This is a genomic window from Kitasatospora sp. NPDC088160 (assembly GCF_044741445.1).
Lineage (GTDB): Bacteria > Actinomycetota > Actinomycetes > Streptomycetales > Streptomycetaceae > Kitasatospora.
This window is the reverse complement of sequence record NZ_JBIUSS010000033.1, coordinates 51,692-64,332: the sequence shown is the minus strand read 5'-3', so window position 1 is coordinate 64,332 and position 12,641 is coordinate 51,692. Positions and strand designations below refer to the sequence as shown.

The 12,641-nt window shown below is 74.3% G+C and carries 12 protein-coding genes; 7 read left to right on the top strand and 5 right to left on the bottom strand.

Features of this window, described 5'->3' with window-relative positions; translation table 11 throughout:
• The first annotated feature begins 112 nt into the window (after positions 1-112).
• The 3 genes from ACIOGZ_RS37160 to ACIOGZ_RS37150 all read left to right on the top strand — a co-directional run bounded on the left by ACIOGZ_RS37160 (position 113) and on the right by ACIOGZ_RS37150 (position 2,449).
• The gene (locus ACIOGZ_RS37160; RefSeq protein WP_363586856.1) at positions 113-889 is read left to right on the top strand and encodes a 5-oxoprolinase subunit PxpA; all 777 of its coding nucleotides are present in this window, start codon (positions 113-115) and stop codon (positions 887-889) included.
• On the top strand, positions 886-1,512 hold the full coding sequence (gene pxpB, locus ACIOGZ_RS37155; RefSeq protein ID WP_363586857.1) for a 5-oxoprolinase subunit PxpB: 627 nt from the start codon (positions 886-888) through the stop codon (positions 1,510-1,512). Before ACIOGZ_RS37160 ends, pxpB begins: the two co-directional genes overlap by 4 nt.
• Before the next feature lie 73 nt (positions 1,513-1,585).
• Positions 1,586-2,449, top strand: a complete 864-nt coding sequence (locus ACIOGZ_RS37150) for a biotin-dependent carboxyltransferase family protein (RefSeq protein ID WP_400989182.1) — start codon at positions 1,586-1,588, stop codon at positions 2,447-2,449.
• A gap of 74 nt (positions 2,450-2,523) precedes the next feature.
• On the opposite strand, the gene rox is transcribed toward ACIOGZ_RS37150, so the two are convergent.
• From rox to ACIOGZ_RS37135, 3 genes are all read right to left on the bottom strand, one after another.
• Positions 2,524-3,951, bottom strand: a complete 1,428-nt coding sequence (gene rox, locus ACIOGZ_RS37145) for a rifampin monooxygenase (RefSeq protein ID WP_400989181.1) — start codon at positions 3,949-3,951, stop codon at positions 2,524-2,526.
• A 205-nt stretch (positions 3,952-4,156) separates the two neighbouring features.
• Positions 4,157-5,098, bottom strand: a complete 942-nt coding sequence (locus ACIOGZ_RS37140) for an aminoglycoside phosphotransferase family protein (RefSeq protein ID WP_363631540.1) — start codon at positions 5,096-5,098, stop codon at positions 4,157-4,159.
• A gap of 29 nt (positions 5,099-5,127) precedes the next feature.
• Entirely contained in the window at positions 5,128-5,892 is a 765-nt protein-coding gene (locus ACIOGZ_RS37135; protein WP_400989191.1) for an alpha/beta fold hydrolase, read from the bottom strand.
• Positions 5,893-6,037: 145 nt separating this feature from the next.
• On the opposite strand from ACIOGZ_RS37135, the gene ACIOGZ_RS37130 reads away from it, so the two are divergent.
• The 3 genes from ACIOGZ_RS37130 to ACIOGZ_RS37120 all read left to right on the top strand — a co-directional run bounded on the left by ACIOGZ_RS37130 (position 6,038) and on the right by ACIOGZ_RS37120 (position 8,523).
• The gene (locus ACIOGZ_RS37130; RefSeq protein ID WP_363586861.1) at positions 6,038-6,574 is read left to right on the top strand and encodes a PadR family transcriptional regulator; all 537 of its coding nucleotides are present in this window, start codon (positions 6,038-6,040) and stop codon (positions 6,572-6,574) included.
• A gap of 130 nt (positions 6,575-6,704) precedes the next feature.
• Positions 6,705-7,418, top strand: coding sequence for a class I SAM-dependent methyltransferase (locus tag ACIOGZ_RS37125; RefSeq protein WP_363631541.1), 714 nt, complete (start codon positions 6,705-6,707; stop codon positions 7,416-7,418).
• Between the two features lie 262 nt (positions 7,419-7,680).
• Entirely contained in the window at positions 7,681-8,523 is an 843-nt protein-coding gene (locus ACIOGZ_RS37120) for an undecaprenyl-diphosphate phosphatase (RefSeq protein ID WP_400811720.1), read from the top strand.
• A 125-nt stretch (positions 8,524-8,648) separates the two neighbouring features.
• Here ACIOGZ_RS37120 and ACIOGZ_RS37115 read toward each other — a convergent pair whose 3' ends face one another.
• On the bottom strand, positions 8,649-10,160 hold the full coding sequence (locus tag ACIOGZ_RS37115) for a HEAT repeat domain-containing protein (protein ID WP_363631543.1): 1,512 nt from the start codon (positions 10,158-10,160) through the stop codon (positions 8,649-8,651).
• A gap of 286 nt (positions 10,161-10,446) precedes the next feature.
• On the opposite strand from ACIOGZ_RS37115, the gene ACIOGZ_RS37110 reads away from it, so the two are divergent.
• Entirely contained in the window at positions 10,447-10,977 is a 531-nt protein-coding gene (locus ACIOGZ_RS37110) for a hypothetical protein (RefSeq protein WP_363586865.1), read from the top strand.
• Positions 10,978-11,074: 97 nt separating this feature from the next.
• Here ACIOGZ_RS37110 and ACIOGZ_RS37105 read toward each other — a convergent pair whose 3' ends face one another.
• Positions 11,075-12,556, bottom strand: a complete 1,482-nt coding sequence (locus ACIOGZ_RS37105; protein ID WP_363586866.1) for a hypothetical protein — start codon at positions 12,554-12,556, stop codon at positions 11,075-11,077.
• Between the last annotated feature and the right edge of the window lie 85 nt (positions 12,557-12,641).

Here is a 12,641-nt window from a genome sequence, read left to right as displayed (position 1 = left end):
CGTGTGACCAGGGGTCGCACGCCGGTGGGCCCCCCGGGCCCGGGTCACGGGCAACGGCCTTCATCCGCAGGCCCTACCATCTGGCTCAACAGCTGCTGGAAGGCGGACGGGCGTGGCCGATGCGGTGATCGATCTCAATGCGGACCTCGGTGAGGGGTTCGGACGCTGGACGCTGACCGACGACGAGGCCCTGCTGTCCGTGGTGACCAGTGCCAACGTCGCCTGCGGCTTCCACGCGGGAGATCCGTCGACGATGCGCCGGGTCTGCGCGCTGGCCGCCGAACGCGGCGTCCGGATCGGCGCCCAGGTCTCCTACCGCGACCTGGCCGGCTTCGGCCGCCGGGCCATGGACGTCCCCCCGGAGGAGCTCGCCGACGAGATCGCGTACCAGATCGGCGCCCTCCAGGTCTTCGCCCGCGCGGCCGGCTCCCGGGTCTCCTACGTCAAACCGCACGGCGCCCTCTACAACCGGGTGGTCACCGACTCCGAACAGGCCGAGGCCGTGGTGGCCGGCGTGCTGCGGGCCGGGGCGGTCTGCGACGGACCGCTGCCGGTGCTCGGACTGCCCGGCTCCCGGCTGCTCGCCGTCGCCGAGGGCGTCGGCCTCGCGGTCGTCGCCGAGGCCTTCGCCGACCGCGCGTACACCTGGGCCGGCACCCTCGTCCCGCGCCGCGACCCGGACGCCGTGGTGCACGACCCCGAATCGGTGATCACCCGCGCCGTCGGCATCGCCCGGGACGCCTCGGTGGAGGCCGTCGGCGGCGAACAGATCGCCGTCGAGGCCCGCTCCCTGTGCGTCCACGGCGACACCCCCGGCGCCGCCCAGCTCGCCTGGCGGATCCGCGGCGCCCTCGCCTCCGCCGGGGTCCGGGTGGAGGCGTTCACGTGACGCCCGCCGCCGTCCGGCGGGTCGGCGAGCGGGCACTGCTGGTCGAACTCGACGACACGGCGCAGGTCGCCGCGCTGTACGGATGGCTGCGCGAGCGGCAGGAGAGCGGGGCGCTCGGCGCGGTCGAGGAGATCGTGCCGGCCGCGCGCACGGTGCTGCTGGACGGCGTCGCGGACGTCGACGCGCTGGCGGCCCTGCTGCGCACGGCCCGTCCGTCGGCGGCCGCGGCGGCGACCGGGCCGCTGGTGGAGGTGCCGACGGTGTACGACGGCGCCGACCTCGCCGAGGTCGCCGCGCTGTGGGGGGTGTCCGAGGAGGCCGCCGTACGGATCCACACCGGGCCCGAGTACGTGGTCGCCTTCTGCGGGTTCGCGCCCGGCTTCGGTTACCTGACCGGGCTGCCGCCCCGCTACGAGGTCCCGCGCCGGGCCACCCCGCGCAGCAGCGTCCCGGTCGGCTCGGTCGCCCTGGCCGGCCCGTACACCGGCGTCTACCCGGGCTCCTCCCCCGGCGGCTGGCAGCTGATCGGGCGCACCGGGCTCGCGCTCTGGGACACCGGGCGCGAGCCGGCGGCGCTGCTGGCGCCCGGGGTGCGGGTGCGGTTCACGGCGGAACGGGCGTAGCGGGGGTGCGGGCCCACGACGGGCGGCGCGCGGGCCCCGGACGGCGGGGGACGAGGCGGACGGGATGGGGGCGTTGAGCGGTTTGCTGGTGGTGCGGCCCGGACCGTTGACCACCGTCCAGGACCTCGGACGGCACGGCGTCGCCCACCTCGGAGTGCCCAGGGCCGGAGCGCTGGACGAGCCCGCGCTGCGGGCCGCGAACCGGCTCGTCGGCAACGAGCCGGGCGCCGCCGGGCTGGAGACCACGCTCGGCGGGGTCGCCCTGCGCGCCCTCGGGCCGGTGGTCGTGGCCGTCACCGGAGCACCCTCGCCCGTCCGGGTGGACGGACGGGCGGCCGCGTGGGGTGCGCCGGTCGCGGTGCCGGCCGGGGCGGTGCTGGAGGTGGGGGCGGCGACCGCCGGGGTGCGCGGCTACCTGGCGGTCGCGGGTGCGATCGCCGTCCCGTCGGTCCTGGGCAGCCGCTCGACGGACCTGCTCTCCGGCCTCGGACCGGCCCCGCTCGCCGCCGGCGACCGGCTGCCGATCGGCCCGCCTCCGCCCGACCGCCCCCGGCCCGACCTGGTGCCGCTGCCCGCTCCCCCGGCCGAACTGGTGCTGCGGCTGCGGCTGGGCCCGCACGCGGACTGGTTCAAGCCTTCGGCGCTGACCCGGCTGGCCCGCGACGGGTACCTGGTCTCCCCGGCCGGCAACCGGATCGGGCTGCGCACCGAGGGCCCGCCGATCACCCGCGCCCGGGCGGGTGAACTACCCAGTGAGGGCATGGTGTTGGGCGCGGTGCAGATCCCCCCGGACGGGCGGCCGGTGGTCTTCCTGGCCGACCACCCGACCACCGGCGGCTACCCGGTGATCGGCGTCGTCCCCGCCGCCGACCTCGCGGCGGCCGCCCAGGCACGCCCGGGCACGCCGGTGCGCTTCGTACCGCTGCGGGAGCGCTGAGCGCCCGCCCGCACGCCTTCCGGCGCTCCCGGCGCGACGGCTGTTCGCACGCCGCCGAGGCCGCGGCGGTGCACTCAGGCGGCGGGGGCGCCGAACCACCTGGACAGGTGGTCGCGCAGGCCCTGCTGGTCCTCGCCGACCCACGCCACGTGGCCGTCCGGGCGCAGCAGCACCGCGGGCACGTCCAACTCGTCGCTGACGTCGACGACATGGTCGACCCGGTCCGCCCAGCCCGCCACCGAGAGCCCGCCGGTCTGGTCGAGCAGCAGCCCGCGGCCGCCGTGCATCAGCCCGTAGAGCCGGCCGCGCTTCAGCTCCACGTCGCGCAGCCGGCGGCCGAGCAGTTCATGCCCTTCGCCGAGGTCGTAGCGGACCCCGATCGCGATGATCTTCTCGATCAGGTACCGGTTCACCTCCTCGAATTCCGTCAGTTCCGCCAGCAGCCGGCGCACCGCCTGGGCTCCGGGTTCCAGGGACATCAGGTGGATCTGCGCGCGGGTGTTGTCCAGCACGTCGGCGGCCACCGGGTGCCGTTCCGCGTGGTAGCTGTCCAGCAGCCCCTCCGGCGCCCAGCCATCGACCTCGGCGGCCAGCTTCCAGCCGAGGTTGAACGCGTCCTGGACACCGAGGTTGAGCCCCTGCCCGCCGGTCGGCGGGTGGATGTGCGCCGCGTCGCCGGCCAGCAGCACCCGGCCGACCCGGTAGCGCTCGGCCAGCCGGGTGGCGTCGCCGAAGCGCGATAGCCAGCGCGGTGAGTGCGCCCCGAAGTCGGTGCCCGCGACGGCCCGCAGCTGCTGCTTGAACTCCTCGAAGGTCGGAGCGGCCGTCCGGTCCTCGGCCACCCCCTCGGCGGGCACGATGACGCGGTACCCCCCATCCCCTTCGCGAACGGCGCCGAACCGCAGCTGGGTCTTGCGGACCTCCGCGATGACGGCGGCGATCGTCTCCGGCTCCTCGGCCAGCTCCATGTCGCCCAGCAGCGTCTCCACCCTGGAGGGCTCGCCGGGGAAGCCGACGCCGAGCAGCTTGCGCACCGTACTGCGGCCTCCGTCGCAGCCGACGAGGTAGCGCGAGCGCAGCCGTGTGCCGTCGGCCAGTTCGGCGCTCACCCCGTCCTCGTCCTGGCTCAGCCCGACCAGTTCGCAGCCGCGCCGGAGCTCGGCGCCGAGTTCGGTGGCGTGCTCGGTCAGCAGCCTCTCGGTGACCGCCTGCGGGATGGCCAGGACGTACGCCTGGGTGGTGTCCAGCCGCTCCGGCCACTCCTTGCCGATGCCGGCGAAGAAGCCGCCGACCGCGAACTTCCGGCCGAGCGGGAGGAACCGCTCCAGCAGCCCGCGCTGGTCCATCACCTCAAGACTGCGCGCGTGCAGTCCGCGCGCCCGGGCCGGCAGGGGCGGCACCGTCTCCTTCTCCAGCACGAGCACCTGCACGCCGTGCAACCGCAACTCGCCGGCCAGCATCAACCCGGTCGGCCCGGCACCGACCACGATCACGTCAATCATCACAAACCCCCAGGTATGCCCGCAGATCCCGGCTTCGGCCGGTCATTCTGCGGCACGACCGGGGCCTTGCGGCAAGCCCCCCGGCGCGCTATACCTTGAGAGTGGCAAGGAGAGTCGACGACCTCCTTGCCTTCGTTGTTTCCGGTCATTGTTTGCCGGTCGCTGTTTTCCGCTCGCTGTTTTCCGCTCGCTGCGTGCGCTCCGCTCAACGCCCCGACAGCAGTTCCGCCACCGCCCGCTGCCCCGGGTCGAGCGCCGACTCCCCGTCCTCCGCCGCCCATACGGCGTTCTGCAGCACCCGGGCGAGCGTCCAGGCGAGCGCCGCCTCGCGGTCCAGTTCCAGTGCCTCCACCAGGACGTCGAACCGCCACCGCAGCGCCCGGGCGACGTCGCCGGTGGCCAGGACGTCGGCCCAGCGGTTGCGCAGCGCCGGGAGGAGTTCGAAGCCGGGGTGCCCGACGAGCGGTTTGGGGTCGATGGCGAGCCAGGGGGCGCGGCCGCCGCTTTCGGGCGGGGCGAGGACGTTGCCGTAGTGCAGGTCCCAGTGCAGCAGCCGGTCGCCGGGCTCGGTGCGGGCCTCGCGCAGGGCCGCGGCGCAGTCGGCGAGCAAGCGCCGCTCGGCCGGGTCGGCGAGGGCCGCTGCCGCTGCCGGGGCCCGCGCGAGCAGATCGTCGGCGAGGTCCGCCAGCCGGCGCAGGTCCGGGACTTCGACCTGACGTTCAGTCAATTCCCCGAGCAGGCCTGCAAGGACGTGCAGCGCCTCCCGGTCGTCCGCGACATCCAGCAGTGAACGCCCCGGGTCGAGGCGCTCCAGCAGCATCGAGCCCGAAGCCGGTTCGTGGCCGAGGAGCCGAACGGCCCCTCGCCCACCCCAGGCCCGGAGGGCGACCGGCTCGCCCTCCGTCTCCTCGTCCACCGGCTGGAGTTTGAGCGCCGCGGGCGTGCCGTCGGCGCGCCGCACGGGCAGCACCAGCGCGTGGATGCCGTGCGCGGGCGGGCCGTCCAGGCGCAGCTCCCAGTGGTCGAGCAACTCGTCTGCCAGAGCGGGGAGTCGGGCCACCCAGGCGCGACCGTCCGGGCCGAGGGACTGCTCCAGCGACGCGGCCAGCCCGGGCGGGACCTCAACAGGCGGGACTTCAAAGGGCATTGTGCGGGCTCCTCTCCGACTCCCCCAGCCTACGGTCGAGGTTCGAGGCCGGCCGCCGAAACGAAGCCGTCGAGGTTGTCGAGCATGATGTTGTGCCCGCAGTCCGAGACGGCCGCCAACCGGACGCCCGCCTCCCGGAGTTGGTCGGCGCCGCGCGGCTCGCCGCCCGCCTCCGGGTACAGGAAGGTGCGCGGGAGGTCGAGGCCGAGCAGCAGTTCGCGCATCGTCGGCACCGTCGCCCGGGCCAGGTGCACGGCGCTGCGGTACAGCGCCTCGGGCCCGGCGAGGCGCATCGTGGACCACCAGGACGGGCCGACCCACGTGGCGACCTCGTCCCGGCCGCCGGCCAGGAACTCCTCCTCGGTGAAGCTCGCGATACCGCTGCTGCCGGGGCCGCGGCCGGGGGTGACCGGGTCCAGGTTGGCGTCGACCAGGACGAGCCGGGAGACCAACGCCGGATGCCGGTGGGCGAGGACGACGGCGATCGCGCCGCCCATGCTGTGGCCGATCACCTCGACTCCGGCGAGCCCGGCCTCCGCCAGGGCCGCGGCGACGGCGTCGGCGTGCCCCTCCAGGGTGTATCCGAAGTCGGCGGGTCGGTCGCTGAGGCCGAAGCCGAGCAGGTCGAGCAGCAGCGAGCGGCGCCCGGCGAGCCCCGGGTGGGCGGCAGCGGCCGCGAAGTAGGCGGGCGAGCTGGCGCCGAGGCCGTGCAGGTAGAGCCGGGCGGGCTCGACTCCGGGCAGCTCGACCCATCGGATCCGGTCGCCGTTCGGGGTGACGGGGGCGTGGCGCAGCACGGGGACTCCTCCTCCAGCGGGGGCTGGGACATCAAGGGCTGAGACATCAGGGGCTGGGAACGCCCAGACCATACCTCGACATCGAGGTATCACGGAACCGATATACCGAGGCTTCGAGGGACGAATCTGCGAGAGTGGCCCCATGCTGAAGCTCGCGATCCTCGGATTCCTCTACGACCGCCCGCTGCACGGCTACCAGCTGCGCCGCCACCTCGCCGCACTCACCGGGCACGTCCGCCCGATCAGCGACGGCACGCTCTACCCGGCGATCAAGCGCCTGGAGACCGACGGCCTGCTGGTCCGCGAGACCGAGCCCGGCAGCGCCGCCGCACCCCGGCACACCCTCCACCTCACCGAGGCCGGCCGCGCCGCACTGCTCGACCAGCTGCGCGCGCCCGAGCCGCTGGACATCAGCGACGAGAACCGCTGGTTCACCCTGCTCGCCTTCCTGCGCCACCTCGCCGACCCCGCCGCCCAGGCCGCCGTGCTCCGCCGCCGACTGGCCTTCCTCTCCGAGCCGGCGAGCTTCTTCTACGACGGCGACCGCCCGGTCGGCGCCGAGGAGTTCGCCGACCCGTTCCGCCGCGGCCTGCTGCTGATCGCCCGCGCCACCAGCGAGGCCGAACTCGCCTGGCTGCACTCGACCCTGACCGAACTGGAGGACGTACCGACGGCCTGACGGACCCACGGGCCAACGAGACCCACGGGCTGACGGACTCACGGGCTGACGGACTCACGGACTGACGGACTGACCGAAAACCCGCTGCGGTGCCTTCCCTCCCCGCCCTGCCCGTGTTCCGATGACGCCCATGGGTAACGACACGCACACCGGCAACGTACGACGCGAGGGACACGACGGAACGGGCCCGGGCGCGATCACCCCGGACGGCTGCGCCGTCGAGCTCTGGGCCCGGCTCCCCGTCGGCGACGCCCCGGACGTGATCGAGGCCGCGGTGCCGGCCGGCGCCACCATCCTCGAACTGGGCTGCGGCGTCGGCCGGATGACGCACCCGCTGACCGACCGCGGCTTCACCGTGACGGCGGTGGACGAGTCCGCCGAGATGCTGGCCAGGGTGCGCGCGGGCATCCGCACCGTGCGCAGCCCGATCGAGCGGCTGGACCTCGGCGAGCGCTTCGACGTCGTCCTGCTCGCCTCCTTCCTGATCCACGCGGGCGACGAGGCGGTCCGCCAGGGCCTGCTGGAGACCTGCCGCCGCCACGTCGCCGCGGACGGCTGCGTGCTGATGCAGCGGGAGGGCGAGGACTGGCACCTCAACGTGCCGCGCGAGGGCAGGCTCGGCACCGACGGCGTGTCGCGCATCGTCTCCTCGACGCCGGTAGGGGACGGCGTGAACTCCGTCCACGCCGAGTACGAGTTCCCGGACGGCCGCTGGACGCACACCTTCCGCTCCCGGCCGCTCACCACCGCCGCGTTCGACCGGGCGCTGGCGGACGCCGGTCTGACGGTCGAGAGCTACCTGACGGAGGACCGCACCTGGGTCCGCGTCCGACCCGCCGGCTGAGCGGCGAAAGGGCAGGCGGAAGGGCAGGTGGAAGGGCAGGCGGACGAGTCGGCGGGGCACGGAAGCGCCGGCGGGCAAAGCCGGGTCAAAAGGTGAACAAAGAATAGTCATCTTCACCCCGTACCATCGGCCGCGCGCCCGCCCGTGCGCGGCCCGAGGGCCGTGCGGGTCGCGGCCTGCCCGCCTGCCCGCACGCCCGCTCCGACCTGCGAGGACCGCACATGTACGACGACCCACGGATACCCCCGGTGGGTGTCTGGTGATCGACTGGTTCCACGGGGCCGTCCTCGGCCTGATCCAGGGACTCACCGAGTTCCTGCCCGTCTCCTCCAGTGCCCACCTGCGGGTCTTCTCCGCCCTGCTGGGCTGGGACGACCCGGGCGCGGCCTTCACCGCCGTGACCCAGCTCGGCACCGAGACCGCGGTGCTGATCTACTTCCGCCGGGACATCGTCTCGATCGTGCGGACCTGGACGCTGTCACTGTTCCGCCCGGCGCTGCGCTCGGACCCGGACGCCCGGATGGGCTGGTTCGTGATCATCGGCACGCTGCCGATCGGCATCCTCGGCAAGCTGTTCCAGGACACCATCGAGACCCATCTGCGCGATCTGCGGATCATCGGCACCACGCTGATCGTCTTCGGCCTGCTGCTGGCCTTCGCCGACCGCACCCGCGCGGTCCGGCACGCCCGGCCGATCACCGACCTCACCCTGCCGCACGCGTGCGCCTACGGCCTCGCCCAGGCGCTCGCACTGATCCCGGGGGTGTCCCGCTCCGGCGGCACGATCAGCGCGGGCCTGCTGCTCGGCTACAGCCGGGAGGCTGCGGCCCGCTACTCCTTCCTGCTGGCGATCCCGGCGGTGCTCGCCTCGGGGGCGCTGGAGCTGTTCAAGATCGGCGAGGGCCCGGCACCGGCCTGGGGGCCGACCATCCTGGCCACCGCGATCGCCTTCGCGGTCGGCTATGCGGCGATCGCCTGGTTCCTCAAGTACATCTCGCACCACAGCTTTCTGCCGTTCGTGGTCTACCGGGTGCTGCTCGGCGTCCTGATCATCGGACTGGTGGCCGGCGGCGTGCTGGCCCCGGACGCGGGCGTCGTGAAGTAGAACCGCGTTCCACCAGGACCGCGTTCCAGCACGCCCCCGGAACAGCAGTGGGCCGGGACACCCGAGGGGGTGTCCCGGCCCGTCGTTCGCCAGAAGCGGGGAGGCAGCCACCGGACTGCCGGGACCTACCGCCCGAACTCCCGGGCGGCGGTCAGCCGGCCGCGGACGGCGGCGTGGACCTCGGCCTCCTCGGCCGGATCGGCGGCGAGCCGGCGCAGGCGCTCCAGCACGCGCGCGTCACCCGTGGTGGCGACATGGCGCGCGGCGAGCTCCCGCGTGGCCTCCTCGCAGTCCCAGAGGCACTCGACGGCGGGGCCCTCGGGGAAGTGCACATCGGTCACGGCGAGCGCCCGGGCGGCACGGCCGCGCAGTTCGGAGGAGGCGGCCTCCCCGTAGATATGGCGCAGCACGGGGACGGCGTCGGCGGCGACCAGCCGCCCCGCACCGTCGACCAGCGAACCGAGCCCGGTACCGCTGACCCCGCGGACGGACACCCAGCGGCGCAGGCCGTCGACGACGAACGGCGCGTCGGCCGGCTCCCCGGCGTCGGCGAGCAGTTTGACGGCGGCCTCGCCAAGCGCGCTGTCCGCGCCCCCGGTGGCCGGGTCGGCCCAGCGGCGGGCCTGCGCCAGGACCTCGGGGCCGCGCATCCGGCCGACCAGTTCCAGGGCCGCGCGCACGATCCGGTCGTCGACGTCGACGGCGGCGGCCTCGATCAGCTCGACGGCGGCCGGGTCCCGCTGGTCGACCAGGTAGCGCAGTGCCGCCCGGCGGGCGCCGGGCAGGCCGCCGCGGGCGGCCTCCAGCACAACGGGGCGGTCCTCGGGCCGGACGACGGCGGTCAGGCAGCGGGCGGCGGCGGCGGCCCGGCGGTCCACGGCGTCGGGCGCGGCCGGATCGGCGGGTTCGGGCGCGGGCTCGGGCCGGCTGTCGGCTCCGCCGAGGAAGGCGCCGGCCCCGAGGGCGCCCAGGCTCCCCTGGTCGGCCCAGGCCAGGACGTCGGCGGTGGACCAGCCCGGGGTGACGCCGCCGCGGTTGAGCTGGCGCTGCCAGAGGTCGAAGGGTGACTGCTCGCTGGCCGCCGCCACTCTCGGGTGGTAGGCCGCCCACAGCCGCCAGGGCCGGGGCTCGTAGGCGTTGCGGATGAACTCGCGCAGCTCGGCGTCGCCCTCGGGGCCCGGGGCGAAGCGGTCCAGGACGGCGGTGCCGAGCAGCAGCAGGCCGCGGTCGTCGTCGCGCAGGGCGAGCTCGTCGAGGGCCCAGGCCCAGTTGGCACCGGTGGCGGTGTACTCGCGCAGCATCAGCAGCGCGTCGCGCCGGCCGTACGCGGCGAGGTGGCCCAGGACGGAGAGGGCGAGGCCGGTGCGGTTCTCGTCGTCGCTGACGAGGTCCTCGGCGGAGTGGAGATGGTCCTCGATGCCGTCGAGGGGCGCTTCCAGCTCCATGTAGAGACGGGCGTAGTAGAGGGAGCGGCTCTCGACCTGCCAGTCGGCTCGCGGATCCCTGGTGACGCACTCCTCCAGCGCGGCGATGGCCTCGGTACGGTCGGCGGCCAGCGCGTGGAGCTGCCCGTCACCGCGGCCTCGCTGCAGGAGGCCGAGGAGGCTGGCACTGGGTGCTATCACTGGCTCGAACATGAGGTCAGCATCCGTTGCGGCGGTCGTAGTGGCAACGGGATTTCCGTCGCCGGGGTCTCTGGTCGGTACTGCGGTGGGCGCCCGGGCGCCGGAATCACCGAAGGTTACCGCCTCGCGCCACCTTCCGCACACAGGGCGACGACGGCTGCTGCCACAGTGGCATATGCCAGGGGAATTTTGCCTGCGTTATGTCCAAATCGCCCGCAGGGGCGAGGGCGCTGTGCCACAGTCTTCTCACCACCGACGGCCCGCACGCGGCGGGCCACCCCCGAGCGATGGACCCGCCATGAAGATGCCCACAGGCGCCGCCCGCCCGCCGGACACCGCCACGGTGGACGGCGCCCCGGCGAGCGCGACGGACGACGGCGCGCGCGGCGAGCCGAGCGGCGACGCCGACAGCGGAACGGACGGCAGAGTGGACGGCACGGCGCAGGAGCCGTCCAAGAACCCCGACCTCGGCGACGGACCCGACGCCGGCGGCGTCCGCGACCACCTCATCGGCTCAGCCGAATGGGACCTCCTCACCGACCGCGTCCACTGGAACGCGGACACCTACCAGCTCCTCGGCTGCGACCCGGGCAACGGCCCGCTCAGCCTCGACCGGCTGCCCGACCGCCTCCCCGAGGCCGACCGGCCCGTGCTGCGCCGGATGATGACCGACGCCCTGGTCCACGGCCGCACCTCCGCCGGCACCCTGCGGATCCGCCGCGACGGCGCCCCGCACGCCAGCGTCGAGTGCGCGGGCGAGCCCGTCCTCGGCACGGACGGCACCGTCACCGCCCTGCGCATGCTGCTGCGGCCGGCGCCCCCGAACTGACCGGAGCCCGCCGGGGCCTCAGAACCTCCGGGCCTCGGGACACCCAAGGCTCAGGACACCCAAGGCTCAGGCCTCCGGGCCTCCGGGCCTCCGGGCCTCAGGACCGCTTCGGCCGCTTCTTCGCGTCCGCCGCCCGCAACTCCCGCCCCAACTCGGCCCGCAGCTCGTCCACCACCGGCAGGCCCCGGTAGCGCGCGGTCAGCCGGTACATCTCGCGCAACCGGTCCCAGGTCCGGTGCGAGGAGTTCTGGCCGATCAGGTTCATCACCATCTTGGCCTGGAACTCCGCCGCGTCCGGCTCGCCGCTCAACCAGTGCACCGAGGCCAGGGTGATCCGGTCGAACAGCGCCGAGCGCAGTTGCCCGGTGCCCTCCCGCAGGGTGATCACCCGCTCCGCGTGCCGCTGCGCCTGCGCCGCCGCCGAGGGGTCGTGCTCCGCCAGCGTGCGCAGCACCAGCGCCTGCATGCCGCGCAGTTCGGCCTCGTCGAACACCTGCATCCAGGACGGCGGCGGCTCCGGCGCGCCCTCGGCGAACAGGTCCTCGGCCTCGCCGAGCAGCCGCCAGGTGTCCTGGGAGTGCCCGATCGAGGCGTGCGCCCAGGCCTCGACGGTGTTCAGCATCGCGCGCGTTCTCGGCAGCACCCGGCCGCCGGCCGCCTTGGCCGCCGACATCAGGTCGATCGCGTCGTCGGCCCGGCCCAGGTGGACCATCTGCCGTGCGGCCCGGGAGATCGCCTCGCCGGCCCGCGGCCGGTCGCCAGCCTCCTTGGCCGACTCCGCCGCGATCATGAAGTACCGCTGGGCGGTGGGCTCCAGGCCCACGTCGTGCGACATCCAGCCCGCCAGCACCGCCAGGTTGGCCGCGACCAGCCACAGCCGCTGCTCCACCGCCGGGGCATGTCGATGCGTCAGCAGGCCTCCCACCTCGTTCAGTTGACCGACCACCGCCTTGCGCTGGAGCCCGCCGCCGCGCGCCGCGTCCCAGGCGCGGAACACCAGGACCGAGCGCTCCAGCGACTCCACCTCGTCGAGCCCGACCGGGCCCGCGTCGTACACGTCCACCGCGGGGCGCACCCCGCCCTGGGTGATCACCTGGCGCGGCCCGGGGACCGAGGCCGCGTACGCGACCGCGTCCCCCCCGAGCCAGCCCTTCAACGAATCGGCGATGACCGTTCCGGCCGTGAGCGCGGCACCCGCGCCCACCAATCCACGTCGGTTCAGCATGAGGTCCATTCCCGTGAACTCGGTGAGGACCGCGGCCGTTCGATCCGGCGACCATGGCACTGCTGCGGACTGCGCCGCTCCGGACCTGGTGGGCCGGTGTCGTTCCAGACCGAGGTCCTCAGTGGTGACGACACGGCCGAGCCGCTCCGTGAACACGGCCGCCAGCACCCTCGGCACCGGATCCCGGGGGATCTCCCCCTGCTCGATCCAGCGCCGTACCCTCGACGTGTCGGTGGACAACTGCTGCTGTCCCATCGCGGCACCCCGACGGTTGACCAGCCGCGCGAGTTCGCCCTTCGACCAACCGGTCAGGACGAACAAGTCAGCGAGTCGGGTGTTGGGTTCCCTGCTCAACGAAGCCCCCAGGTTCCTCGGCTGATTCGAGGCTAGAGGCTCCGGCAAGTGCCAGGCGAGCATTCGCCACCGTTCGCCAGGGCCC

Coding starts and splice junctions, on each gene's coding strand:
- rox (WP_400989181.1), bottom strand. CDS start 3,951: ATGATTGACGTGATCGTGGTCGGTGCCGGGCCGACCGGGTTGATGCTG.
- ACIOGZ_RS37115 (WP_363631543.1), bottom strand. CDS start 10,160: ATGTTCGAGCCAGTGATAGCACCCAGTGCCAGCCTCCTCGGCCTCCTG.
- ACIOGZ_RS37130 (WP_363586861.1), top strand. CDS start 6,038: ATGCTGAAGCTCGCGATCCTCGGATTCCTCTACGACCGCCCGCTGCAC.
- ACIOGZ_RS37125 (WP_363631541.1), top strand. CDS start 6,705: ATGGGTAACGACACGCACACCGGCAACGTACGACGCGAGGGACACGAC.
- ACIOGZ_RS37110 (WP_363586865.1), top strand. CDS start 10,447: ATGAAGATGCCCACAGGCGCCGCCCGCCCGCCGGACACCGCCACGGTG.
- ACIOGZ_RS37140 (WP_363631540.1), bottom strand. CDS start 5,098: ATGCCCTTTGAAGTCCCGCCTGTTGAGGTCCCGCCCGGGCTGGCCGCG.